General features: G+C 70.2%; 25 protein-coding genes. 6 read left to right on the top strand and 19 right to left on the bottom strand.

Annotated features, from left to right (window positions below; translation table 11 throughout):
- Positions 1-32: 32 nt before the first annotated feature.
- The 5 genes from ABOD76_RS06305 to ABOD76_RS06285 are packed head-to-tail and all read right to left on the bottom strand — an operon-like array spanning position 33 to position 5,072.
- Positions 33-497 (bottom strand): PaaI family thioesterase, encoded by a 465-nt coding sequence (locus ABOD76_RS06305; RefSeq protein ID WP_350243954.1) that lies wholly within the window; start codon positions 495-497, stop codon positions 33-35.
- A gap of 25 nt (positions 498-522) precedes the next feature.
- Positions 523-1,494, bottom strand: a complete 972-nt coding sequence (csaB, locus tag ABOD76_RS06300; protein ID WP_350243953.1) for a polysaccharide pyruvyl transferase CsaB — start codon at positions 1,492-1,494, stop codon at positions 523-525.
- Entirely contained in the window at positions 1,491-3,371 is a 1,881-nt protein-coding gene (locus ABOD76_RS06295; protein WP_350243952.1) for a DUF5693 family protein, read from the bottom strand. Before ABOD76_RS06295 ends, csaB begins: the two co-directional genes overlap by 4 nt.
- A 52-nt stretch (positions 3,372-3,423) precedes the next feature.
- Positions 3,424-4,035, bottom strand: coding sequence for a uridine kinase (udk, locus tag ABOD76_RS06290; RefSeq protein ID WP_350243951.1), 612 nt, complete (start codon positions 4,033-4,035; stop codon positions 3,424-3,426).
- Complete coding sequence (locus tag ABOD76_RS06285; protein ID WP_350243950.1) at positions 4,032-5,072, bottom strand: Glu/Leu/Phe/Val dehydrogenase family protein; 1,041 nt, start codon at positions 5,070-5,072, stop codon at positions 4,032-4,034. Before ABOD76_RS06285 ends, udk begins: the two co-directional genes overlap by 4 nt.
- 253 nt (positions 5,073-5,325) lie before the next feature.
- Between ABOD76_RS06285 and ABOD76_RS06280 the strand changes: the two genes are divergently transcribed.
- Complete coding sequence (locus tag ABOD76_RS06280) at positions 5,326-6,720, top strand: E3 binding domain-containing protein (RefSeq protein WP_350243949.1); 1,395 nt, start codon at positions 5,326-5,328, stop codon at positions 6,718-6,720.
- A 60-nt stretch (positions 6,721-6,780) separates the two neighbouring features.
- On the opposite strand, the gene xseA is transcribed toward ABOD76_RS06280, so the two are convergent.
- Together xseA and ABOD76_RS06270 are read right to left on the bottom strand one after the other, a co-directional pair.
- On the bottom strand, positions 6,781-7,971 hold the full coding sequence (gene xseA, locus ABOD76_RS06275) for an exodeoxyribonuclease VII large subunit (protein ID WP_350243948.1): 1,191 nt from the start codon (positions 7,969-7,971) through the stop codon (positions 6,781-6,783).
- A gap of 34 nt (positions 7,972-8,005) precedes the next feature.
- Positions 8,006-8,479, bottom strand: coding sequence for a hypothetical protein (locus tag ABOD76_RS06270; RefSeq protein ID WP_350243947.1), 474 nt, complete (start codon positions 8,477-8,479; stop codon positions 8,006-8,008).
- Positions 8,480-8,663: 184 nt separating this feature from the next.
- On the opposite strand from ABOD76_RS06270, the gene metK reads away from it, so the two are divergent.
- Complete coding sequence (gene metK / locus ABOD76_RS06265; RefSeq protein ID WP_350243946.1) at positions 8,664-9,881, top strand: methionine adenosyltransferase; 1,218 nt, start codon at positions 8,664-8,666, stop codon at positions 9,879-9,881.
- A 60-nt stretch (positions 9,882-9,941) separates the two neighbouring features.
- Here the strand turns inward: metK and ABOD76_RS06260 are convergent, their stop codons facing one another.
- Positions 9,942-10,394 carry a hypothetical protein gene (locus ABOD76_RS06260; protein ID WP_350243945.1) on the bottom strand — a complete coding sequence of 151 codons (453 nt, stop codon included), beginning with the start codon at positions 10,392-10,394 and terminating at the stop codon, positions 9,942-9,944.
- A gap of 116 nt (positions 10,395-10,510) precedes the next feature.
- Here ABOD76_RS06260 and galE point away from each other — a divergent pair, with 116 nt between their 5' ends.
- Both galE and ABOD76_RS06250 read left to right on the top strand, forming a co-directional pair.
- On the top strand, positions 10,511-11,512 hold the full coding sequence (galE, locus tag ABOD76_RS06255) for a UDP-glucose 4-epimerase GalE (RefSeq protein WP_350243944.1): 1,002 nt from the start codon (positions 10,511-10,513) through the stop codon (positions 11,510-11,512).
- Positions 11,512-12,477, top strand: a complete 966-nt coding sequence (locus ABOD76_RS06250; protein ID WP_350243943.1) for a lipocalin family protein — start codon at positions 11,512-11,514, stop codon at positions 12,475-12,477. The genes galE and ABOD76_RS06250 overlap by 1 nt, the downstream gene beginning before the upstream one ends.
- An 85-nt stretch (positions 12,478-12,562) precedes the next feature.
- Here ABOD76_RS06250 and ABOD76_RS06245 read toward each other — a convergent pair whose 3' ends face one another.
- The 11 genes from ABOD76_RS06245 to ABOD76_RS06195 form a co-directional block, all read right to left on the bottom strand.
- Entirely contained in the window at positions 12,563-13,012 is a 450-nt protein-coding gene (locus ABOD76_RS06245) for a MaoC family dehydratase (protein ID WP_350243942.1), read from the bottom strand.
- Positions 12,999-13,451 (bottom strand): PaaI family thioesterase, encoded by a 453-nt coding sequence (locus tag ABOD76_RS06240; RefSeq protein WP_350243941.1) that lies wholly within the window; start codon positions 13,449-13,451, stop codon positions 12,999-13,001. The genes ABOD76_RS06245 and ABOD76_RS06240 overlap by 14 nt, the downstream gene beginning before the upstream one ends.
- Positions 13,448-14,224 carry an SDR family oxidoreductase gene (locus ABOD76_RS06235; protein WP_350243940.1) on the bottom strand — a complete coding sequence of 259 codons (777 nt, stop codon included), beginning with the start codon at positions 14,222-14,224 and terminating at the stop codon, positions 13,448-13,450. The genes ABOD76_RS06240 and ABOD76_RS06235 overlap by 4 nt, the downstream gene beginning before the upstream one ends.
- 15 nt (positions 14,225-14,239) lie before the next feature.
- A complete protein-coding gene (locus tag ABOD76_RS06230) occupies positions 14,240-14,665 on the bottom strand; it encodes a DUF6636 domain-containing protein (protein WP_350243939.1) in 426 nt (141 codons plus the stop codon).
- Positions 14,662-15,480: an alpha/beta hydrolase gene (locus ABOD76_RS06225; RefSeq protein ID WP_350243938.1), complete on the bottom strand. Its 819-nt coding sequence runs from the start codon at positions 15,478-15,480 to the stop codon at positions 14,662-14,664. The genes ABOD76_RS06230 and ABOD76_RS06225 overlap by 4 nt, the downstream gene beginning before the upstream one ends.
- Positions 15,480-17,276 carry an acyl-CoA dehydrogenase gene (locus tag ABOD76_RS06220; protein ID WP_350243937.1) on the bottom strand — a complete coding sequence of 599 codons (1,797 nt, stop codon included), beginning with the start codon at positions 17,274-17,276 and terminating at the stop codon, positions 15,480-15,482. Before ABOD76_RS06220 ends, ABOD76_RS06225 begins: the two co-directional genes overlap by 1 nt.
- A 1-nt stretch (position 17,277) precedes the next feature.
- Positions 17,278-18,207 carry an alpha/beta hydrolase gene (locus ABOD76_RS06215; protein WP_350243936.1) on the bottom strand — a complete coding sequence of 310 codons (930 nt, stop codon included), beginning with the start codon at positions 18,205-18,207 and terminating at the stop codon, positions 17,278-17,280.
- Positions 18,208-18,253: 46 nt separating this feature from the next.
- On the bottom strand, positions 18,254-18,604 hold the full coding sequence (locus ABOD76_RS06210; RefSeq protein ID WP_350243935.1) for a VOC family protein: 351 nt from the start codon (positions 18,602-18,604) through the stop codon (positions 18,254-18,256).
- The gene (locus tag ABOD76_RS06205) at positions 18,605-19,786 is read right to left on the bottom strand and encodes an acetyl-CoA C-acyltransferase (protein ID WP_350243934.1); all 1,182 of its coding nucleotides are present in this window, start codon (positions 19,784-19,786) and stop codon (positions 18,605-18,607) included.
- 193 nt (positions 19,787-19,979) lie between these two features.
- Entirely contained in the window at positions 19,980-20,429 is a 450-nt protein-coding gene (locus ABOD76_RS06200; RefSeq protein WP_350243933.1) for a GNAT family N-acetyltransferase, read from the bottom strand.
- Positions 20,430-20,460: 31 nt separating this feature from the next.
- Positions 20,461-22,539 carry a 3-hydroxyacyl-CoA dehydrogenase NAD-binding domain-containing protein gene (locus ABOD76_RS06195; protein WP_350243932.1) on the bottom strand — a complete coding sequence of 693 codons (2,079 nt, stop codon included), beginning with the start codon at positions 22,537-22,539 and terminating at the stop codon, positions 20,461-20,463.
- Positions 22,540-22,685: 146 nt separating this feature from the next.
- Here ABOD76_RS06195 and ABOD76_RS06190 point away from each other — a divergent pair, with 146 nt between their 5' ends.
- Positions 22,686-23,672 carry an NADPH:quinone oxidoreductase family protein gene (locus ABOD76_RS06190; RefSeq protein WP_350243931.1) on the top strand — a complete coding sequence of 329 codons (987 nt, stop codon included), beginning with the start codon at positions 22,686-22,688 and terminating at the stop codon, positions 23,670-23,672.
- Between the two features lie 76 nt (positions 23,673-23,748).
- The gene (locus ABOD76_RS06185; RefSeq protein WP_350243930.1) at positions 23,749-24,117 is read left to right on the top strand and encodes a DoxX family membrane protein; all 369 of its coding nucleotides are present in this window, start codon (positions 23,749-23,751) and stop codon (positions 24,115-24,117) included.
- The last annotated feature ends 109 nt before the right edge of the window (positions 24,118-24,226 follow it).

Below are 24,226 nucleotides of genomic sequence, written 5' to 3'. Positions count from 1 at the left end.
AGGGCCGGACGCCGGATGCAACGTCTTTCCGCTCAGCGGTTCACCACGTTGCAGGTGCAGCGGCCCACGCTGGTGACCTTGCCGTGCTCGTTGCGGATGGTCACGGTCCAGACCATCACGCTGCGGCCCCGGTAGGTCAGCTCGGCCTCGGCCTGCACCTCGCCGCTGACCGCGCCGCGCACGTGGGTGATGTTCAGGTCCACGCCCACCGCCACCTGCCGGCTCACGTCCAGGTTCAGCCACGAGCCGAGGCTGGCCAGGTCCTCCACCAGCGCGGCGCTGGCACCGCCATGCAGCCGCATGGCCGGCTGGCGGTTGCCCTCCACCGGCATGCGGGCCACCAGCCGCGCTGGGCTGGCTTCCAGCAGCCGGATGCCCAGCCGCTGCTGCAACTCGCCCACCTGCCCGTTCAGCTGCTCGGCCAGTTCGGTGGGGGAGAGGCGCTGCAACACGTCCGGCGTGAGGCGGTTCAGGGCCGGTTCGGGGTCGGTGGTCATGCGGCAGTGTAGAGCAGGGCGCGGTTCAGGCGTTGATGGCCCAGTCGAAGCTGTCGCGGGCTCGGGTCTTCATCGCCTGCACCTGCGCCCAGTCGGGGCTACGCGTCTTCATCACCAGGCCGCAGACCTGGGCCGCCTCGAAGTCGGTGCCCACGCTGGCCGCCCCGGCGTCGGCGCAGAAGCCCGCCACCTTCGGGTCGTAGCTGACTCCGGCAAACGGCACCCCGGCGGCCGCGGCCAGAATCACCGCGTGCAGCCGCACCCCCACCACGTACCCGGCCCCCGCGATCACGTCCAGCGCCCGCGCGGGGTCCGAGGTGCTGATCACCTCGTCGGCCCCCAGCCCCTGGGCCGCCTCGTCATCCACGTGCGGGTGAAAACTCAGCGCCACGGTGCGCCGGCCCTGCGTCCTCAGGTGATTGGCCAGTGCGGCCAGCCCGGCGTTGGCGTCGGTCACGTCGCCGCGCGGAGCCAGCACCACCGTCTCCGGCTGGCGCTGGACCGTGTCGGACGGCGTCAGCAGCAGCGCGGGGTCTCCGCCCAGTCGCGCCTCCACGCCCAGCCGCTTGAGGGTCTCCAGGCTGCCCCGGTCACGCACGATCACGCAGGCGCCCTGCAGGCCGCGCGCCACCCGCGCCCCGCCCTCCAGGCTCAGCGGCCCCACCGACTGGTTGAACACCACCACCCGGCGGCGCAGCAGCTGGGCCAGCCGGATCACGCCCAGGTAGTAGGTGAGGGTGCGGCTGCTGGTCTTGTCCTGCAGCAGGCCGCCGCCGCCGGACCACAGCTGCTGCGAGCTGAGGATGGCCCGCGGCAGCCCCAGCACGCTCATGCGGCCTTCGCTGCGCCCACCGTAGCGGGCGCGGGTCTGGGCCGGGGTGTTGCTGAGCAGCAGGGCCGTGTGTCCGCGCCGCTGCAGCTCCCGCGTGATGGCCAGCGCAATGGCCTCGTCGCCGGTGTTGTCGAAGCCGTAGTAGCCGCTGACCGCGATGTTCACGCCGTCTCCGGGGCCGAGGTGGCGGCGGTGGAGCGGGCCGGGCCGTAGGTGGCCCACAGCCGCAGCGCCAGCCGCACGGCCCACAGGGTAATGAAGCCCAGCACCAGACCCGCGCCCAGCCCGATCAGCGCGCGCTGGAAGCTGATCAGCAGCGGGGTGTGGAAGTGCGAGAAGGTGTTCAGGATGCTCGCCTGACCCACCACGCCGCCCAGCAGCAGCAGCAGCGTGAAGTAGCCGGGCAGGATGCCCGACAGGCCCAGCAGCAGCAGCGGGTGGCCGGCCAGCTCCTTGAAGCGCGGGCGGATGATGCTGTCCTGCAGGCTCTGGCGCACCTTGGCCTCGGCGTCGCTGACCCCGGCCCCGGTGGTGTTGCCGCGGCGCAGGAACACCAGCGCGAAGGCGGCCAGCCCCAGCAGCATCACGATGATGTCGCCCAGCTTGATCGGCGCGTTGTAGACGTTCTGGACGGTTTTGCGGATGTCCTGACGCGGCAGGAAGCTCAGCGCCACCAGCCCGATCGGGGCCAGCAGCGTCAGGCCCACGCCCCGGAACGGGTCCAGGCCCAGCATGCTGTCCCGGTTGGCGCCCAGCGCCGACACGAAGAACACGCCCACCAGACTGAAGCCGGTCGCCACGAACCAGTCCCAGATGCTGTGCCGTCGCAGCACAAGCCCCAGCGCCGGAAAGCTGATGGCCGCCACCAGCGCGAATCCCGGGAACGGCTGGAAGCCGTTCATGCCCAGCGCGAGCAGCAGCCCCAGCGCGGCCACGATCAGGCCCAGCCGGCTCAGCGGATAGCTCAGCCCGATCAGCGCCAGCGCGGCCAACGGCCCCACGATACACAGCCAGCGCAGCAGGCTGCTCGGCTCGAAGGCGGCGGCCACCGGCGTGCCCACCGTGATGCCCCACTTGTTCAGGCCGCTCTTGACCTCCTTGAGGAAGGTCTCGGTGTCGGCCTCGGTGCGGAAGGGGCGCATGTACAGCAGCTTGTGGCTGCGCTCGCGGGCCGCCAGCACGAACTTGCTGCTGGTCTCCTCGGGCGTCAGCAGGTCCTGCCACGCCGCGCTGATGGAGAACAGCCGCACCGCGGACCGGCCCTGGATCAGCTGTTCCATGCCCTTCTGCGGTGTGAACTCGATGATGGCCGGCACCCGCTTGCCCATCCGCTCGCGCACCTTCTCCAGCACGGCCGGATTGCGCGCCCCGATCACCTCCACGTCCGTGAAGGCGATGAACGGCACCTGCGGCCAGTCGAGGGCCGGCTCCTTCACCGCCTGGCTGTCCCACGGACGGTAGACCACCACGTAGCCCTGCTGCTGCAGCCGGTTGATCAGGGCCGTGTTGGGCCCGGCCGGCAGGAAGCCGGGGTCCGCGGCCCAGGCGTCCCAGCGCTGCCCGCCGATCACCACCGACTTCGGCCGGATGGTGTACTTCTTCTCCAGGGCCTCCAGCGCGCCCGGTTTGATGTCGCGGGTGTAGGTGAGCAGGGTATCAACGTTCGCGTCCGGGTAGCGGGCCGCCAGCTCAATGCCCGACATCAGGTAGATCTCCCCGCGCAGCACCCGGGAGGCGAGGGTGTCCTCGTAGAGCGCGACGCCGTTCACGCCCAGCGTGCGGTAATGCGCCAGCAGCTCCATCGGGGTCTGGCCGTTGAGGTTGGCCTGCTGCGTCAGGGTCGAGTAGTCCATCACCATCGCCACGGTGCGCTGCGCCGACTCGAAGCGGACGCGCTGCACCGCCAGAATCAGGGCTGGGATGAAGGACAGCAGCATCAGGCCCAGCAGCAGCGGGGTCAGCCGGTGGCGGGTCGGCATCGGGAGCAGCGGCGGGGTGGCGGGCGTCTTGGTGGTGCGGGGGGCAGGGGGTCTGTTGGTCACGGAAACTCCGGCTTCAGTATCGGGTGAGGCGGTTGAGGGCAGATGAACGCGCTCAGACGGTGCTGCGGATGCGGGCGGCCAGCATGTCGAGCGCCGGCTCGTTCAGGCCGCCGTGCGGAATGATCACGTCGGCGTAGCGTTTGGTGGGCTCCACGAACTGCAGGTGCATCGGACGCACGAACTCCAGGTACTGCGAAATGACGCTCTCGGGGGTGCGGCCCCGCTCCTGGGTGTCGCGCAGCAGCCGGCGGATAAAACGCACGTCCGGGTCGGCGTCCACAAAGACCTTCAGGTGCATCTGCTGCCGCAGCCGCTCCTCGTACAGCGCAAAGAAGCCCTCCAGCACCACCACCGGGGCCGGCAGCACCGCCAGCGTCTGGGCCGCGCGGGTGTGGTGGGTGAAGTCGTAGGTGGGCATCTCGATCGGCACGCCGGCCAGCAGCGCCTCCAGATGCTCGTTCAGCAGCGTCCAGTCGAAGGCCGCCGGATGGTCGTAGTTGGTTTTCAGCCGCGACTCGAAGGGAATGTCGCTCTGGTCGCGGTAGTAGTTGTCCTGCACCAGCACCGCCACGCCCTCGGCGCCCACCGTCTCGATGACGCGCCGGGTCACGGTGGTCTTGCCGCTCCCGCTGCCGCCGGCCACCCCGATCACGAAGGGCTTCATGCCTGCGACCGTCCCAGCGACCCGATCAGCTCAATGCGCCGCTCGGCCAGCTTGCGCGCGACCAGATGCAGCGGCTTGTTGTACTGCTGGGCCAGCGCGCTGATCTGCTGCACGTTGGCGTACACCCGCTCCGCCGCCTGGTCGCCGCTGAGGTTGCTGGCCGCCGCGATCAGGCCCGCCGCGTTGATGGCAAAGTCCGGAACGTAGGCGATGCCCGCCTCCTTGACCGCCTGCTCGCCGCGCCTGGACAGCGGGTGGTGCTCACTGCCGGCAATCAGCCGGCACTGCAGCCGCTGCACGTCGGTGCTGAGAATGCTGTGCCCGAACCCGCAGGGCGCCACGATGTCGCAGGCGGTGTCGAGCAGGTCGCTGGCCGCCACCACCGTCACCCGCTCGCCCAGCTCATCGGCCAGCCGCTCGGCCTTGGCCGGGTTGCGGTCGGCCACCGTCAGCCGCGCACCCTCGCGGTGCAGGTGCTCGCAGAGCGTGGCGCCCACCGAGCCCACGCCCAGCACCGCCACCCGCACCCCGCGCATGCTCTCGCTGCCCAGCACCGTGCGGGCCGCCGCCTTCAGGCCCCGGTAGACCCCGTAGGCGGTCACGGCCGGCGTGTCGGTGGTCATGCCCATGGTGGACTGGGTTTCCTGGGCGGCGAACGCGATGTCCTGGGCCGTCACGCCCACGTCCTCGGTCAGCACCACCCGCCCGCCCAGCGAGCGCACCTGCCGGCCCAAGGAGCGGAACAGCGCCTCGCGCAGGTGCGCCTCGTTGTTGCCGCTGGCTGGCCAGCTCAGCACGCACGCGCCGCCGCCGTAGTTCAGCCCCGCCAGCGCCGCTTTGAGCGTGATGCTCTCGCTGATGGCCAGCGCGTCGCGCAGGGCGCGCTCCTCCTCGTACGGCATCAGCCGGCAGCCGGCGATGGCCGGGCCCAGCACGGTGGAGTGCACCGCCACCACCGCCTTGAGGGTGCTGGGGGCGTGCTGCAGCAGGGTCAGCTGCTCATGGCCCCGGCTTTGCATTTCGTCAAAAATCAGCATGTGTTCAGGACTCTCCCGGTCCGGAGCCGGGCCGTGGACGGCGAGTCGGCGGGGTCAGGCCCGGCCCGCCGGCCGCCGCATACAGCGGGTCGGGGGCCTGGAGCCAGCGCGGCGTTCGTGGTCCGTCCAGGCCCGGCATCGTCGGCCCTACCCTATCATGCCCACACTACCCCCACCGAACCCCTCCACGGCACAAAGAACCTCACGGAATTCCGTGAGGAACCACTTAGAATGGTGCGCTGAGGTGGCACATATGGAGTTAATCTCGCCGTTGGCCAAAGTGTTGGCCGAAGCGAACGGTATCGATTGGCACACCATTCGCGGATCTGGCGATGGTGGCGCCGTGGTGGAACAGGACATCCTGAACTACCTGTCTCGCGTCATGAGTGGGGAAGAGGAGCCGCCGCCCGGTTCGGTGGACGAGCCGCCGCCCGGCTGGACCGGGGAGATGCCGGCCATGCCCAGCATGGACATGCTGAGCGCGGCCGGTGTCGAGAGCGACATCACCGAGTTCGTGAGCCAGCAGCGCGGAGCGCCGATGCAGGCTGCTGCCCCGGCCGTCCCCGCCCCCAGCTTCCCGGACCTGCAGGTGCCGGTGGCGGCTCAGGTCGAGCCGGAGCCGCAGGACGCGCCTGTCGAGCCGGACGAGGCGCTGGAGGCCGACAGCCTGGACTTCGAGCTGGATGACGATCAGCCGGAGCTGGCCGACCAGGAGGCCGACGCGCTGGTGGCTTCGGCCCCCGAGTTCAGCAGCTCGGTTGCGGAGGTGCAGCCGGAGGTCGTGCCGGCCGCCGCCGTGCACGCCGAGCCGGAGCAGCCCGCCGCCGAGGTGGAGATGCCGCCGGTCGCGGCCCTGGCCGAGGCACAGCCGGCCGCCGCTCCCGGATTTGGTCTGGGCGGCTTCCTATCGCGGCTGTACCGCCGCGACGCCGATGCCGCGCCGGAGCCGACCCCGGCTCCCGCCCCCACGCCCGCCCCGGTGGTCCCGGCCGTGAACCCGCCGCAGGAGGTCCAGCCGGCTGCCGTGGTCCCGGAGCCGGTCGTTCCCGAGGTGCAGGCCCCCGCTCCGGCCGCTGTGGTGGAGGAGCCGACCCCGGCCCCGCTGCCGGAGCCGGTCCAGGAGCCGGTGCACGTGGCCCCCGCCGCTGCGGCGCAGCCGGTCCCGGCCGTGGTTCCGGTGCCGCTGCCTGCCGCCTCCGCTCAGGCGGTCACACTGCGCCTGAACAGCGATGTGGGCTCGCTGGTGGCCGCCCAGGGCCAGATCGCTGCCGCGCTGGGTCAGGAGGTGCCGCTGCCGCTGCTGGTTGGCCGCGCCGCCGCCCGCTCGCTGGGCGTGCTGGGCCTGAGCCGCGCCGCGCTGGCGGACCATGCCGGTCAGCCGCAGGCCGCCGATCTGCAGGGCGACTTCCGCGCCTCGCTGGCCGATGTGACGCGCGCCGGTGGTCAGGCCGCCGAGCTGCTGGTGCTGGACGCCGGCAGCCTGGGCCTGGACGAACTGCACCTGGGCGGTCTGAGCCTAAGTGTGGGCCGCGTTCAGGACGGTCAGGTCGCCCTGAGCCTGCGCGGCGACGTGGAGCCACAGGTGGGCGCCCGCTTCCTGCACGAGGTCGCCGCACTGCTCGCCACCCCCATCACCCTGCTGTTCTGAACTGAAGCGCAGGGACTAAAGAGCAGGGCCGCCTCACCGGGCGGCCCTGCTCTTTTCATGTCAGGCGGGGGGGTCGGTCTGCTGGGCAGCCACCCGGCCGTCGGCAAATTCCAGCAGCAGCCGTTCGCCCCTGGGCAGCTGGGCTGCCCGGGTGATCACCTCGCCCCGCCCGTTCCGGACCAGCGCGTAGCCGCGCTCCAGAGTGCGGCGGGGGCTCAGGCCCAGCACCGCGCTCATGGTGGCGTCCAGGGCGGCGGCCTGGGTGTCCAGCCGCTGCCGGGCCGCCTGATGCAGCCGGCTGAAGCGCGCGGTGGCCGCGCTGTCTGCCGCCTGCATCGTGGCCCGGCCTGCGGCCTGGATGGTCCGCAGGTCCGCCTCGGCCTGCGCCGCTCCGGCCATCACGGTGCTGAGGATCAGTGCGGCGGCCTTGCTGGGCGTGTCGGTGCGGATGCAGGCCAGCTCGTCCAGGATGGTGTCGTCCTGGCGGTGGCCGATCCCGGTGATCACCGGCAACGGCAGGCGGGCCACCGCCCGGGCCAGCTCCAGATCGTTGAGCCACGCCAGATCGGCGCTGGCCCCGCCCCCCCGGATGATGCACACGGCGTCAAAGGGGTCGGCGGCGTGCAGCAGCTGCACCTCCGAAAGCGCGGTGAGCAGGCTGCGCGGGGCCTCGCGGCCCTGGAAGGTGGCGAACACGTAGCTGAAGTGCACCACTCCGGCCTGCATCAGCCGGTCGGCCTCGCGCTGGAAGTCACCCAGGCCGGCGGCGCGCAGCGGCGCCACCACCGCGACCCGTGTGTAATCGGTGGGCGCGGGCCGCCGGCGGTTGCGTTCCAGCAGCCCTTCCTGCTCCAGGGTGCGCCGGATCTGATCGAGCTTCAGGCTGGCGTCGCCCACCGTGTACTCCGGCGCGATGTCGAGGATATGCAGCGAGAAGCCGTACTGCGGATGAAACTCAGCTGTCACGTACAGCAGCACCTTCATGCCGGCCGTGAGGCGGCTGCCGGTGGCGCGGCGGAACTTGCCCTCCAGCGAAAAGCGTTCGCGCGCCCACAGGGTGGCGCGCGCTTTGGCCACCTCCTGGCCGTCCTCACCCTGCTGGGTTACGTCCAGGTACAGGTGGCGGCGGTCGGTGACACTGCTGAGTTCGCACCGCACCCACACGGCGCCGGGAATGCCGCGCTCCAGCACCTGCGACACGTAGAACAGCAGGTCCGCGAGTTCCAGAAACTGGGCGGGTGGACGGGTCATGGCCCGCAGCATACGGCTTGCGGGCCGGGGCCGCTCAGCTGTGGCTCAGGGTGCAGGCGTTGGCGTTGCCCAGCACGGCGTACAGGGCAGCGGTATTGCCATAGCGGCGGAACAGCGCGTCCACCTCGCTGGAGGTGCCGCTGATCAGGTAGGCGCCATAGGGGCCGCTGCTGCTGACGGTGCCGTTGTAGGTGATGCAGACGTACATCTTGCGGGTGAGCGGGTCCTGGTACCACGCGCTCAGGTACCCGTTCTCGTTCCACTCCACGAAGCCCTGGTCGGCGTCATAGGTGTAGAGGCCACTCTCGCTGCGGTCAGGGCTGACCTTGTCCAGCGTCAGCTTGTTGCTGAACTTGTCGCCCTGCGGGGTGGTGCCGGTCAGGGTCCACTGCTGTCCCGGCTGCACAGGGCCGCTGGGAGCGTTGACGTAGGTGGAGGCCGAGCCGGAGGTCATGGACGGGGCGCAGGCGGTGGTCAGGATCAGGGCCGACAGCAGAAGATACTTCATGGTGTTCTAATCTACATGACCGCTCTGGGCGGTCCGGCGAACTTGTGGTGCACCCCCCACACGGGGCCCCCGCCGGTGTTAGCCTGGGGTGCTGGCCGGCAGGTCCGGACGGCACGGTGAGGCCGCGAACACTCCTTCGCAGGTCTGTTCTGTGAAACGCCATCCTCACCGCAGAGAGGCAAAAATGCGCAAGTACTACACGTCAGAGTCGGTCAGTGAAGGGCACCCCGACAAGCTCGCGGACTTCATCTCGGACAGCATCCTGGATGAGTTTCTCAGGCAGGAGCCGGCCAGCCGGGTGGCGGTCGAGACGCTGGTGACCACCGGCATGGCCGTGGTGGCCGGCGAGGTCACAGCGACCCAGGCGCACGTGGACGTGCAGAAGGTGGTGCGCGACGCCGTCAAGACGGTCGGCTACACCCGCGCCCACTACGGCTTCGATGCTGAATACAGCGCCGTGCTGGTGGCCATCCACGAGCAGTCGCCGGACATTGCCGGCGGCGTAAACGCGTCTGAGGAATGGCGCGGCATGACCGAGGAGGAGCGCGCCCGTCCAGAGAATGCCCTGTCTCACATCGGGGCCGGCGACCAGGGCCTGATGTTCGGCTACGCCACCGATGAGACGCCGGAACTGATGCCGCTGCCCATCTCGCTGGCGCACCGGCTGACCCGCCGGCTGGCCGAACTGCGCAAGGCCGGCACGCTGTCCTACCTGCGCCCGGACGCCAAGGCCCAGGTGACGGTGGTGCGCGACGGTGAGATCGGGCACGAGCAGGACCTGTGGGTAGACACCGTCGTGATCTCCACCCAGCACGACGAGCAGGTGGACCAGACGCAGATCCGGGCCGACCTGGAGCGTCTGGTCGTGCGTGAGGTGGTGCCGGAGGGGCTGCTGCGTCCCGAGACGAAGCTCTACATCAACCCGAGCGGCAAGTTCGTGATCGGCGGTCCGCACGGCGATACCGGCCTGACCGGCCGCAAGATCATTGTGGACACCTACGGCGGTGCGGTCCCGCACGGCGGCGGCGCCTTCTCCGGCAAGGACCCCACCAAGGTGGACCGCTCGGCGGCCTACTACGCCCGTTACATCGCCAAGAACCTGGTGGCCGCCGGGCTGGCCCGCCGGGCGCTGGTGGAGGTGGCCTACGCCATCGGCCGCGCCAGCCCGGTGTCGCTGCGGGTGGAGAGTTACGGCACCGGTCGCCTCAGTGACGAGCAGCTGGCCGCCCTGGTGCAGCAGCACTTCGACGCCCGGCCGCAGGCGATCATTCAGCAGCTGGACCTGCTGCGGCCGATCTACGCCCAGACCGCCGCCTATGGACACTTCGGCCGGCCGGAGTTTCCCTGGGAGCAGACCGACCGGGTGGCGCAGCTGCAGGCCGCAACCCAGACGCCGGCCTGAGCTGCACACAAAGAAGGGCGCCCCGCAGCTTATGCGGGGCGCCCTTCTTCCATCGGTGGCTTATTGCTCCGGTGCGCTGCCGTCCGACACCACACCGATGCACAGCACGCTGCCGGCCGCGTCGGGGAAGAGATTGACGCGGTACTGGTATCCGGCCGCGTCGGGGTCGGCGTAGCTGCGGTTCAGGGACCCGCTGCCGGTCCAGCTGGTCAGGGCGGTGAACTGATGGTCGCTGGCGTACAGGTCCATCTGGGCCTGCAGCTCAGCCGGCGACTGGCTCAGGCGGTAGCTGTGGGTGCTCAGCACCTTCAGCTGCGGCGCGTCCTGTGCCTGCTTCGCGGCGGCAGCGTCGCAGACCGGCGTGCTCTGCTCGGTCAGGTTCATGGACGACGCGAGCGCGAACAGAAAGTAGGCGGCGTGTGCGTCCTGCGCCAGGGCGGGCGCCGCGCCGAGCATCAGGCCGGCGGCCACCGTGCAGGTGGCCCGGACCAGCCGTGGAGAGTGGAAACGCATGCGAAAGTCTAGCGCTGGGCGCGAGCGGCACATGCTGCCCGTGTGAAGTCCACCTTCACCGTCGTCCCATCTGGACGGCCCTGAAGCGTGGGCAGCGGACCTGTTACCCTGACCGTATGAAGATTCTGGTCACGGGTGGAGCAGGCTACATCGGGTCGCACACGGTGCGCGCCCTGCAGGCGGCGGGGCACGGCGTGGTGGTGTTCGACAACCTGTCGAGCGGCCACCGCGAGGCGCTGCCGGCAGAGGCGACGCTGGTTCAGGGCGACCTGACCGACCTGAGCAGCATTCAGGCGGCGCTGGAAGCGCACAAGCCGGACGCGGTGGTGCATTTCGCCGCGCTGATCGAGGTGGGCGAGAGCATGAGCCAGCCGGGCCGCTACTACCGCAACAACGTGGTGGGTAGCCTGAACCTGCTGACCGCCATGGCCAACACCCGCAAGATTCCGCTGGTGTTCAGCAGCACGGCGGCCGTGTACGGCGACGCCGAGGTGTCCCCGATCCCCGAGGACGCGCCCAAAGGCCCCACCAGCGTGTACGGCGAGACCAAGCTGATGACCGAGCAGATGATCGCGGCGTTCGAGCGGGCACACGGCATCCGCACCATCCGGCTGCGCTACTTCAACGTCTGCGGGGCGCAGCCGGACGGCAGCATCGGTGAGGACCACGTCAACAAGACGCACCTGATCGAACTGGCGCTGCTGACCGCGCTGGGCCAGCGCGAGAAGATGATGATCTTCGGCGACGACTACCCCACCCGCGACGGCACCTGCATCCGCGACTACATCCACGTGCTGGACCTGGCGCAGGCGCATGTGCTGGCGGTGGAGCGGCTGTTCGAGGGCGGCGAGAGCACCGTCTACAACGTGGGGCTGGGGCACGGCTTCACGGTGCGCGAGGTGCTGGACGCGGTGGACCGGGTGGTGGGCACGCCGCTGAAGCGCGAGCTGGCCCCGCGCCGCGCGGGCGATCCGCCGAGCCTGGTGGCCGACAGCCACCGCATTCAGCAGGACCTCGGCTGGGTGCCGCAGTACACCGACCTGGACCGCATCATCCAGACCGCCTGGGCCTGGCATCACAGCCACCCGCACGGCTTCGCCGAACAGGTCCGGAGCTGATGGTGCGCCGCCTGCTGCCGCTGCTGCTGGGGGCCGGCCTGCTGGCGTGCGCGCCGGTCCAGCAAGCCGGCCCAGTCGGCCCGCTCCCGGCGGTTCAGAGCAGCGCCGAGGCGGCGCGCGACCTGGGGCCGCACCGCGCAGGCACCGAGTGGTGGTACGTGTCCTCCAGCCTGCCAGACGCGGGGCTGGCCCTGCACTGGGCGCTGTTCAAGGTGGAGCTGCTGGGCCGCACCCTCTACGTCTCGCACACCGCCATCACCGACCTGAAGACCGGGCAGGTGCAGTTCGTGGAGACCAGTCAGCAGGCCGGGGCGTCGGCAGGGGGGGTGCCGCTGGTGGTCACCCAGGACGGGACCACGCTGCGTCAGACGGCGGACGGCTTCACGCTTCAGGGGCCGCAATTCCAGCTGAATTTAAGCCCGCAGGGGCCGTTCATCCGGCATCCGGACAGTGGCCTGCCTCAGTTCGGGGTGCTGGCCTATCAGTCGCTGCCGAACCTGGCGCTGAGCGGCACCGTGCGGGGCCAGCCCGTGCAGGGCCAGGCGTGGCTGGATCACCAGTGGGGCGGGCAGCAGCCGGGCCAGGGTGTCTACTGGGACTGGATGGGCCTGCATACCTCTGACGGCGGCAGCCTGATGCTCTACCGCCTGCGCGACGCGGCAGGACAGGTCCAGCAGCTGTATGGCACCCGCGTCCGGCCGAACGGTCAGCCGCAGGCCCTGAGCGGGCTGGAGATGACCCCCGGCCGGGTCTGGACCAGCGGCACCGGGCGCACCTACACGCTGGGCTGGCAGCTACGCGCCGAGGGCCTGGACCTGACCGTGGACGCCCCGCACGACGCCCAGGAACTGCAGAGCCGCACCACCCGGGTGAACTACTGGGAGGGTCCGGTGCAGGGCAGCGGCACCCTGGACGGCACAGCCGTGACGGTCAACGGCATGGGTGAATTCCTGAGCAGCCGCTAGGGCAGGGAAGGGAAGCCCCTCAGGCCGCGGACTCGTCCACTCGCCGGGCGGGACCTGCCCGGCGGCCCATACTTTTTGTTGCCCGTTACAGGTACACCCGCATCACGGTCTCGGCCGTCACAGCCGGGCGGTCCTGGCCCTCGATCTCGATGGTGTTCAGCACCGTGAGCTGCACGTAGCCGGCCCCCTGGTCCACCGCCTGCAGGACCGCCCGGTTGCGAATCCGGCTGCCGACCCGGACCGGCGTCACGAAGCGCACCCGGTTCAGGCCGTAGTTCACCACCATCCGCGCTCCACTCAGCTCCGGGCGCCCGCCCGCGTTGCCCAGCTCACCGGCCAGCAGCGACAGGGTCAGGAAGCCGTGGGCGATGGGGCCACCAAACGGGGTCTGGGCGGCGCGCTCCGGGTCCACATGAATGAACTGGTGGTCGCCGGTGGCGTCCGCGAAGGCGTTCACCCGCTTCTGCGTGATGGTGATCCACTCGGACAGCGCAATCTGCTGGCCGAGTTGGGCCTGAAGGTCAGACGGATGCATCGGGCTTTTCCTCTCCCACCGGTGCAATGGTGGCGAGCGCGGTAGCCACGTGGGTGTCGTGGCCGGCCGTGCTGGCGTACACGTCGGCGCGCACCACCACCTGCCGCCGTCCGGCCCGCAGCACCTCGCCGCGGGCCCACAGCCGCTCACCGCGCGCCGCCGTCAGAAAGTTCAGCTTGTACTCGGATGTCACCACGTCGCCCGCCACGCTGGCCGCCGCCCACGCGCTCACCGTGTCGGCGAGGTAGCCGAGCACTGCCCCGTGGGCCTGCCCATGATGCTGCGTCAGGTCCGGGCGCAGATCCAGCTCGATCTCGACGCGTCCCGGCTCGAAATGCCGCAGGCGGGTGCCCAGGCTGCGGGTGTAGGCGCTGCCGTCGATGCCACGCTGCTGGAGCAGCCGGGCGCCCGGCGAGTCCAGGCCGTTCCCGGCGCTCACACGCTGCTCGCGCCGCCGTCCACGGCGATGTTCTGGCCGGTCATGAAGGCGCTGGCGTCGCTGGAGAGCAGCAGCGCCAGCCCTTTCAGGTCCTCGTCGCTGCCCAGCCGGCCCAGCGGAGTGTGCTCCAGAATGCGTTGCTCGCCGTACGCCAGCGTGCCCTTCGTCATCTTGGTGGGGAAGTAGCCGGGGCAGATGCTGTTGACGGTGATGTTGTGCTGCGCCCACTCGCCGGCCAGCGAGCGGGTCAGGTTGACCACGCCGCCCTTGCTGGTGTTGTAGGCCAGGGTGGCGATCATCTTCGGGTCGTTGCCCTGCAGGCCCGCCACGCTGGCGATGTTGACGATGCGGCCGCTGCGGCGCGGAATCATGCAGAGTTTGCCCACGGCCTGCGTCACCAGGAACAGGCCGGTGAGGTTCAGGTTGATGACCTTGTTCCAGGCGTCCAGCGGATGCTCGGCGGTGGGGGCGCCCCAGGTGGTCCCGGCATTGTTGATCAGGATGTCGATCTGGCCGTGGTCCGCCAGGATCTGCTGTACCAGCGGCTCCACCGTGTCGAACTGGGTCAGGTCGTTCTGGTACACCGCCACGGCCACCCCCAGCCGTTCCAGATGCGCCCGGGCCTCGTCCAGCTCGTTCTGCTTGCGGGCCGTCAGGATCACCTTGGCTCCGTATTCGCCCAGCCCTTCGGCAATCTGCAGGCCCAGGCCGCGCGAGCCTCCGGTGATGAGGGCGACCCTGCCGGTGAGATCGAACAGTTGCTTGATGGACATGACTTCTCCTTGAGTTCAGAACAGGCGGTAACGGGCGCGGGACAGCTCGAACCCGTGCCCGTCAATGTTGATGCAGCGCACTCCGGCGGTGCTGGACTGGCAGGTCAGGCCGGCCCGCTGCCAGAAGCGCTGGTAGGCCAGCACCGGACGCTGCGGGTCCACCACGGTGTCGCCGTGGCAGCCGAGCAGCGGACGCCCGGTCACGTTCAGCGTCACCGAATCGCCGTAGTCGAGCGGGCAGCTGGCCGGGCGCGCCACCCGGAAGGTGGGGTTCAGCACGTCACAGCGGATGGACGCGGGGCCGCTGCTGTCGTCGTACATGCACTGCAACCGCCCCGAAGGCAGCGAGAAGCCGGCGGCCAGTGCAGACGCCGGGGCCGGCTGCGCCTGCGCCAGGGCCGGGCCGCCCAGCAGCGCCAGGAGCACCAGAACGGGCCTCATGCCGGCACCTTCAGGAAGCCGTGCAGGTCAGCCAGGAAGGCATCCGGCTGTTCCAGGTGCGGCATGTGGCCGGTGGCGGGGTAGACCTTCAGCTGAGCGCCCGGGATGCCCGAGGCCAGCCGTGACGCGTTGGACAGCGGAATCAGGTCGTCGTGATCGCCGTGCAGCACCAGGGTCGGGACCCGGATGGCCTGCAGCTGCGCCGTGGTGTCGTGGGCGCGGATGGCCCGGAACTGCCGTTTGAAGCTCTCCAGGCCCAAGGGGTGCTGCCGTCCCCGGGCCTCGGCCTGCGCCAGCGCCTCCGGGTGAGCGTCCGCGAAGCCGGGCGCGGTCATCAGGGCCAGCGCCTGCCGCGCCCGCTCGCCCGCTTCCAGCTCCGCCGGCAGGAACAGGGCCGCCCGGCCGCGCTCGGTGGCCGGTTCGCTGTCCGGGCCACCGGGCGTGGTCGCCACCAGCACCAGCCCCTCGACCAGCTCCGGGTGACGCAGCGCCAGATGCTGGGCCACCATGCCGCCCATGCTCAGGCCCACCACCCAGGCGGGAGCGGCTCCCAGCGCGCTCATGAAGGCGGCGGCCTCGTCCGCGAGGTCCGGCAGGGTGTAGGGCTCCTCGCTGGGCGACGAGTCTCCGGTGTCGCGGTAGTCGGGGCTCAGCACCCGGTACGACCGGCCGAGCGCCTGTGCCACCCCGTCCCAGCCGAGCCGCGAGCCGCCCAGCCACGGCAGCAGCAGCACGGTGGGGGCCGTGGATGGGCCGAACGCGCTGTAGGCTACCTGGCGGCCGCCAATCTGAACCGTCTGCACGGTGGGCGCCATCAGAACCACTCGCCCCGCATCTCGTGGGTGGTCGGGTCGGCGCTGGCCAGCAGGTCGGCGTGGGCGCGGACTTTGGGCAGCTCGTACACCGCGAAGAAGCGGGCGGCGTGCAGCTTGCCCTGGTAGAAGGCCACGTCGTCCCCGCGCGCAGCGGGCAGGGCGCGGGCGGCCACCATCGCCTGCCGCAGCCACATCCAGCCCACCACCGTGTGCCCCAGCATCTCCAGGGCGCTGTTGGCGTTGGCCAGGAACAGGTCCGGCCCCAGCTCGGCGGCGCGGCCCAGGATGGCCCGGAAGGCCGCCTGACACTGCGAGATGGCCGTCTGCAGGGCGGCGCGGATCTCGTCGAGCCGCTCCAGCCCCTCCGACGCCGCCAGATCGGCCTGCATCCGCTCCAGCAGCACCTGCAGGCCACGCCCTCCCGCCTGCGTCACCTTGCGGCCCAGCAGATCGTTGCCCTGGATGCCCTCGGTTCCCTCATGGATCGGGTTCAGGCGGTTGTCGCGATAGTACATCTCGATCGGGTAGTCGCGGGTGTAGCCGGCCCCGCCCAGCACCTGAATGGCGTCTGAGAGCGCTTCCTGGCTGTACTTGCTGGGCCAGCTCTTGACGATGGGCGTCAGCAGGTCCAGCAGCAGGGCGGTGTCGGCCCGGCCTTCTTCCGGACCGGTGGCGAGGTCGTCCACCAGGCTGGACGCGTACAGCCCCAGCGCGAGGCCGCCCTCCACGAAACTCTTCTGCCGCAGCAGCAGCCGCTTCACGTCGGCGTGTTCGATGATGCTGACCATCGGTCCGTTCGGGTCCTTGCTGCTGGCGTGGCGGCCCTGCCGGCGCTCGCGGGCGTACTCCAGGCTGGCCAGATACCCGGCGTACCCGAGCATCACGGCCCCCATCCCCACCCCGATGCGCGCCTCGTTCATCATGTGGAACATGGCGCTCAGGCCGCGCCCCGGCTCGCCGATCAGCTCCCCGATGGTCTCGCCGCCCTCGCCGAAGTTCAGCAGGGTGTTGGTGGTGCCGCGGTAGCCCATCTTGTGGTTCAGGCCGGCCAGCACCACATGGTTGCTCTCGCCCACGCTGCCGTCCGCGTTCACCCGGTAGCGCGGCACGATGAACAGAGAAATCCCCTTCACCCCGGCCGGCGCCCCTTTGATGCGGGCCAGCACCAGATGCACAATGTTCTCCGACAGCTCGTGCTCGCCGCCGGAAATCCACATCTTGGTGCCCTGGATGCTGTAGGTGCCGTCACCGCGCGGGGTGGCGGAGGTGGTGATGTCGGCCAGCCCGGACCCGGCATGTGGCTCGCTGAGCGCCATGGTGCCGAACCAGCGGCCCTCCAGCAGCGGCAGCATGTAGCGCTGCTGCTGCTCCGGCGTGGCGAACTGGCGCTGCAGGTTGGCGTTGCCGATGGTCAGGAACGGGTAGCCGCTGCTGCCCATGTTGGCCGCCTGGAAGTGCGCCTGCACCGCCTGCATCACCACCCAGGGCAGCTGCAGTCCGCCCAGTTCCTCGTCGTGATGGGCGCTGAAGAAGCCGGCGTCGCGGAAGGCGTTCATGGCCGCCTGCACGCTCGGCACCAGCCGCACCTTGCCGTCCACGATGTGCGGCTCGTTCAGGTCCGCCTCGCGGGTGTGGTTGGCGAAGTACCGGTCGGCCACCGTGTAGGCGAGGTTCAACACGTCGTCGTAGACCTCGCGGCTGTGCTCCGCGAAGCGCGGGCGCTCGGGCAGGCTGGCGGTGTCCAGCACCTCGTACAGCTGAAACTGCAGGTCGCGTCTGCTCAGGAAGGGGGCCATCTCAGCTCAGCTCACGCTTCAGCCACGCCGCACCCTGGTCCAGCAGCGAGGCGGCCGCAGGTGACAGCGCGGTCATGTTCACGAAGCCGTGGATCATGCCGGGGCCCGGCAGGTACTCGGCGCGGGTACCGGCCGCGTTCAGGGCGTCGGCGTAGGCCTTGCCCTCGTCGCGCAGCGGGTCGAACTCGGCGGTCATGACCAGCGCGGGCGGCAGGCCCCTCAGGTCGGCGTGCAGCGAGCTGACGTGCGGGTGCGCCGCGTGCTCCGGGTCGGTGAGGTACATCTGCCCGAAGAAGCGCATCCGCTCCTCGGTCAGGAAGTAGCCCTGGCCGTTCTCCTGGCGCGAGGGGTGGGCGGTGCCGGAGAAGTCGGTGGCCGGGTAGATCAGCAGCTGCGCCTTCAGCGCCGGGCCGTGCTCGTCACGGGCGCGCTGCGTCACGGCGATGCTCAGGCTGGCTCCTGCACTGTCGCCGGCCACCGCCAGCCGCGACGGGTCGGCGCCCAGTTCGCGGGCATGCTCGGCGGCCCACAGCAGCGCGGCGTAGGCGTCGTCCACCGGGGCGGGGAAGGGGTGTTCGGGGGCCAGCCGGTACTCCACGCTCAGCACCGCCGTCTCGGCTGCCGCGCACAGCTCGCGGCACACGCTGTCGTGCGTCTCGATGCTGTACGCCACGAAGCCGCCGCCGTGGTAGAAGACGGTCAGGGGCCAGCCGGACGCGGGGGCCTCGCCCGCCGGGGTGTACAGCCGGGCCGGCAGCTCGGAGGCGGGGCCGGGCAGGCTCAGGTCGCGCACCGCGCCGATGCTCACCGGGCGCCTCGGCAGCCGGGCCGAGTTGGCCAGCACCATCGCGCGCATCTCGTCCAGGCCGCTCGGCTGCGGCGCGGCGGCCATCTGCAGCAGCACTTCTTTAAAGACAGGGTCCAGGGGCATAGGGAAACCTCCACAAGAACGGGGGCAGGCCCGTAGGCCTGCCGGGTCAGGATTTGTCAATGACGCAGAACCGGTTGCCGTCCGGGTCGGCCAGCACCACGTAATCGGCTTCGGGACCATACCGCCAGTCCACTCGCTGGGCACCCAGCGCCAGCAGCCGCTCCACCTCGGCCGCCTGATCGTCGGCGTACAGGTCCAGGTGGTGGCGGGTGTGGGTGTGGACGCCGGACGTGACGAGCTTGAGCGCCAGCTGCGGCCCGGAGCCACTCCTGGGCACCAGGATGGCCCAGTCGTCGTTCGGGTCACGCAGCGGCGCGTAGTCCAGGGCCGCCGACCAGAAGCGGATGGCCGCCTGCATGTCCCGGACCCCCCACACCACCGAGCCGATCTTCAGCACCTACAGCACCTCGAACAGCCCCGCCGCCCCCATGCCGCCGCCCACACACATGGTGACCACCACGTACTTCACGCCGCGCCGCTTGCCTTCCAGCAGGGCGTGCCCAGTGAGGCGGGCGCCGCTCATGCCGTAGGGGTGGCCCACGCTGATGCTGCCGCCGTCCACGTTGTAGATCTCCGGGTCAATGCCCAGCCGGTCGCGGCAGTAGATGCCCTGCACGGCAAAGGCCTCGTTCAGCTCCCACAGGCCGATGTCGCCCACGCTCAGGCCGTGGCGCTTGAGCAGCTTCGGGACCGCGAACACCGGCCCGATGCCCATCTCGTCCGGCTCGCAGCCGGCAACGGCAAAGCCCTTGAAGATGCCGAGCGGCTGCAGACCACGTTCACGCGCCACGTCGTCACTCATCACCACCACGGCTGCCGCCCCGTCGCTCAGCTGCGAGGCGTTGCCGGCGGTGATGGTGCCGCCCTCGATGACCGGCTTGAGCTTGCTCAGGCCCTCCAGGGTGGTGTCCGGGCGATTGCCCTCGTCGAGCTTCAGCGTCACCTCGCGGTCGCTGATCTGGCCGGTGGCCTTGTCCTGCACCTTCATGGTGGCGGTGTACGGCACGATCTCGTGCTCGAACAGCCCGGCCTGCTGCGCGGCGGCCGTGCGCTGCTGGCTCATCAGGGCATACTCGTCCTGCGCTTCGCGGCCGATGTTGTAGCGCCGCGCCACCACTTCCGCCGTCTGGAGCATCGGCATGTAGATTTCCGGCTTGTGCTGCATCAGCCACTCGCCGCGCAGCCGGTACTGGTTGGCGTGCTCGTTCTGGGTGAGCGAGATGCTCTCCAGACCGCCCGCCACGATCACCTCACCCTCGCCGGCGCGCACGCTGTGGGCGGCCATGGCGATGGTCTGCAGGCCGCTGCTGCAGAAGCGGTTGACCGTCACGCCGGCCACCGTCACCGGGAAGCCGCTGCGCAGCGCGATCTGCCGGGCGATGTTGCTGCCGGTGGCGCCCTCCGGGTTGCCGGCCCCGAAGATGATGTCCTCGACCTCGGACGGGTCCACCCCGGCCCGCTGGACGGCGTGCATCACGGCATGGGCGCCCATGTCGGAGCCGTGGGTGTCGTTGAGGTAGCCGCGGTAGGCCTTGCCGATGGGGGTGCGGGCGGTGGAAACAATGACTGCTTCGGGCATAGGAAACTCCTTGGACACCTATTGTTTAAGAAGCTTGTTGAGGGTGACGAGCTGTGGCGGACGCCGCTGACCATTCAATTCCTGGAGGAGCGCTTCAGGTGGCTGCGCATAGACTTCGCCCCAGAACCGGTTTGTTTTTGTATTCCAGATGCGCCAGCCTCTGCCTGGGATGGCCTTGGCAACGTATCTGGATTTAGGTTTCCCCACGGGGCCCCTCCTCCAGCGCCATCACGAAGATCTGGCACCCGGCTTCCAGCCCTCCGGCGGAGGCGTAGAGGTGCCGGGCCACCGTGTTGTCGGCCTCGGTCAGCACCCAGGCGGCCACGCAGCCCAGGGTGCGGGCGTGCGCCAGCAACGCGTCCATCATGCCTCGGCCCAGACGCTGGCCCTGGTACGCCGGGCTCACCGCCACTTCATTGATGAACAGTTCCGGCGGCTTGTCCGGATACAGGTAATGGACCCCGCCGGCCATCCCCACCACCAGGTCACCGTCCAGCGCCACCGCCAGATGGTGCCGGGGGTCGGCGAAGAACTCGGCGGTGTAGGCGGGGTTGACCGGGCCATCGAACACCTCTGGCGCCACGTTCGAGAGCACCTGGGCTTCGGAGGAGGTCAGGACACGTACGGTCAGCGGCTGGGTCATGGGTTCACCTGTCTGGCAGCAGGGTTCGGCCTCAGCCTCTGGTCCGCTCGCGGTCGTAGCTGCTGAAGGTCTTGCCTTCCTCCGCCAGCCGCTTCAGCAGCGGTGCGGGCGTCTGGCCGTAGCGTTCCAGATCGGCCGCCACATTCTGCAGCCCCTGCTCGTCGGCGTACTGCATCGGGCCGCCCCGGTAGGCCGGGAAGCCGTAGCCGTACACATAGATCACGTCAATGTCACTGGCGCGCTGGGCGATGCCCTCGTCCAGAATCTGGGCGCCCTCGTTCACCAGGCTGTAGACCAGACGTTTGGTGGCCTCCTCCTGGGTCACCTCACGCGGGGTCAGGCCCTTTTCCTGGCGGTAGGTGCTCAGCAGCTCGTCGGTGCTGGCGGCCGGCACCGGCTTGCGGCCATCCGGGTAGTCGTAAATGCCCGCCTGCGTCTTCTGGCCCTTGCGCCCCTGCTCCACGATGCGGTCCAGCCAGCCGTCCGGCTTTGGAGCCCCCGCCACCTTCGCCTGATGCTGGCGGATCAGGTAGCCCACGTCCAGGCCGGCCATGTCGGACATCTCGAAGGGGCCCATCGGCAGACCCAGGGCGTGCATGGCGGCGTCGGCGTCCTGCGGGCGCGCGCCTTCCTCCACCAGTTTCCGGGCCTCGTCGCCGTAGCGGTGCACCATCCGGTTGCCCACGAACCCGTCGCAGACGCCCACCACCACGCCCACCTTCTTGATGCGCCGGGCCAGCGCCATGCTGGTGGCCAGCACCGTCTGGGACGTTTTGTCGGCCCGCACGATCTCCAGCAGCCGCATCACGTTGGCCGGGCTGAAGAAGTGCAGCCCGATCACGCTCTCCGGACGGCTGGTCACGCTGGCGATCTCATTCACGTCCAGGGTGCTGGTGTTGGTGGCCAGGATCGCCCCGGGCTTGGCGATGCCGTCCAGCCGCGTGAAGATGTCCTTCTTCACGTCCATGTTCTCGAAGACCGCCTCGATGATGATGTCGGCGTCCTTCAGGTCCTCCATGTTCAGGGTGGGGGTGAGCAGCGCCATGCGCCGCTCCACGTCTTCCATGGTCATGCGGCCCTTCTTCGCGGTGTTCTCGTAATTGCGCCGCACCACGCTCAGGCCCCGGTCCAGCGCCTCCTGGCTGGTCTCCACGATGGTGACGGGAATGCCCACGTTCAGGAAGTTCATGGCGATGCCGCCGCCCATGGTCCCGGCGCCGATGATGCCGGCCGTCCGGATCTCGGTCTGCGGGGTGTCCTTGCCGAGCCCGGGAATCTTGCCGGCCTCGCGCTCCGCGAAGAAGATGTGCCGCAGGCCGCGGCTCTGCGGGCTGTCCTTGGCCTGCATGAAGAGGCGCGCTTCGGCGTCCCAGCCCTGCTCGAACGGCTGCGTGGCGGCCATCTCGGCAAGGTCCACGATGAAGCCGGGGCTCAGCTGGCCCCGGTGGGTCTTCTGCAGCCCGGCCCGCGCCGCCGCGAACACCTCCGGGCTGCCGCCCTCGGCCTGCCGCTCCGACACGCGGGGCAGCGGACGGGCGTCCGCGTGTTCGCGGGCAAACTGCACCGCGCCCGTCAGCAGGTCGCCCTGCACCAGCTGATCCACCAGCCCCAACTGAGCAGCCTCGTCGGCCCGCACCGGGGTGCCGCTGAGCATCATCTCCAGCGCCCGCTGCACGCCCACCACGCGCGGCAGCCGCTGGGTGCCGCCCGCGCCCGGCAGCACGCCCAGCTTCACTTCCGGCAGGCCCAGCTGGGCGTCCGGCACCGCCACCCGGTAGCTGCAGGCCAGCGCCAGCTCCAGCCCGCCGCCCAGCGCGGTGCCGTGGATGGCCGCGACGGTCGGCTTCTCGAAGCGGTCCAGCCGGTCCACCGTGCCGCGCAGGTCGGGGGTCTGCTCGCGCGGCAGGTCGAAGGTGCGGATGTCGGCGCCGGCCACGAAGGTGCGCCCGCCGCCGATGATCACGACGGCGCGAATGCTGTCGTCCGACGCGGCGACGTCGAGGCCGGCGTGCAGGCCCTCCGGCACGCCCACCCCGAAGGCGTTCACCGGCGGGTTCTGGATGGTCAGGATCAGGACGTCGTCCTGTCGGCTCTGTTCAACGATGCTCATGGTTCTCCTTGCAGCGTGATCGCGCAGAAAACGGCCCCCCTGAGGGCCAGCGGTTTGGGGTGTACCGGGCCATGCTTCCACGAGTTCTTGGGCTGAGTCAAATAATTTATGGTCGGTGTGGACGCCCGGCCGCTACACTCTCATCCATGACAACCATGAAGGCCATCTGGGTGGAGCAGGTCGGCGAGCCGGACGTGATGCAGCTGCGTGACGTGCCCGTTCCGGAAGCGGGCGAGGGGCAGGTGCGCCTGAAGGTGGAGGCGGTGGGCATCAACTTCGCCGACGTGCTGGCGGTCAAGGGCCAGTACCTGACCCGCACCCAGACGCCGCTGACGCCCGGCATGGAATTCGCCGGCACAGTGGACCAGCTCGGCCCTGGCGTGAAGGGCCTGCAGGTGGGGCAGCGGGTCGCGGCGCTCGCCGGGCGCGGCGGCCTGGCCGAGTACGCGGTGGTGCCGGCCCAGACGGTGGTGCCGGTGCCGGATGGCCTGAGTGCCCCCGAGGCCGCCGCCTTCCCGGTCAGCTACTACACCGCGTACATCACGCTGGTGACGCTGGGCCACGCCCGCCCCGGCGAGACGGTGCTGGTGCAGGGCGCGGCGGGCGCGCTCGGCACCGCGCTGATCCAGCTGGCGCGCGCCATGGAGCTGAACGTGGTGGCGCTGGCCAGCAGCGAGGAGAAGCTGAGCCTGGCCCGTGAGCTGGGCGCCCAGACCACCCTGGTCTCGGAGCGCCCCGACATCGTGGAGGCGGTGCGCGAGGTCACCGGCGGCCAGGGCGTGAACCTGCTGGTGGAGATCACCGGCGGCGAGATGTTCGGGCGCAGCCTGCAGATGATGGCCAACCGGGGCCGCGTGATGGTGGTGGGCAGCGCCAGCGGCGAGCGCGCCACGGTGGACGCGGTCACGCTGATGAAGAAGAACCTGAGCGTGACCGGCGTGTGGCTGTCGAGCATGCTGGGCGAGCCGGGCGTGGTGCGCGAGGCGATGGCCGTGTTCGGGCCGCTGGTGCAGAGCGGTCGGCTGCGCCCGCAGGTGGGCCCCAGCTACCCGCTGGCGCAGTCGGCGCAGGCGTTCCGCGACATCCTGGCCCGCAAGACCACCGGCAAGGTCATCATCGAGCCGCAGGCGTAACCGTAGCCGGGAACCCCGACAAAGCGCTAAGGCTGTCCTGCTTTTATCCGGCCGGAGAATTTGCCAGCATGGCGGCATGAACATCCTCAAGTTCGCCGGTCGAGCGGCGCTGGCGGCCATCTTCGTGCAGAGTGGCCTGGAATCGGTGCAGCGTCCGGCGGGCCGCGCCCGGCTGGTGGAGCGGGCCGGGCTGCCGGAGCCGGAACTGCTGACCCGCATCAATGGTGGCCTGATGGCCGGGGCCGGGGCGATGCTGGCCGCCGGGCTGGCCCCGCGCAGCAGCGCGCTGACGCTGGCCGCGCTGCTGTTGCCCACCACCATCGTGGGCCACGCCTACTGGAACGCGCCGGCCGAGCAGCGCGAAGGCCAGCGCATCCACTTTCTGAAGAATCTGGCGATGCTGGGCGCCCTGCTGCTGGTGGTGGCCGACCGGGACGCCCGTTGATTTGACCGGGTACAAATTCAGGGCGTCGCGTCGTAAGATGGCGGCGTCTTTCCATCTGCCGTGGCCAGCCTGCTTGGGGCGGGCCAAGCGCGTCATTCCCGCAAGGAGT

Source organism: Deinococcus sonorensis KR-87, assembly GCF_040256395.1.
In the GTDB taxonomy this organism is placed as follows: domain Bacteria; phylum Deinococcota; class Deinococci; order Deinococcales; family Deinococcaceae; genus Deinococcus; species Deinococcus sonorensis.
This window is presented reverse-complemented; position numbering and strand designations above follow the sequence as displayed.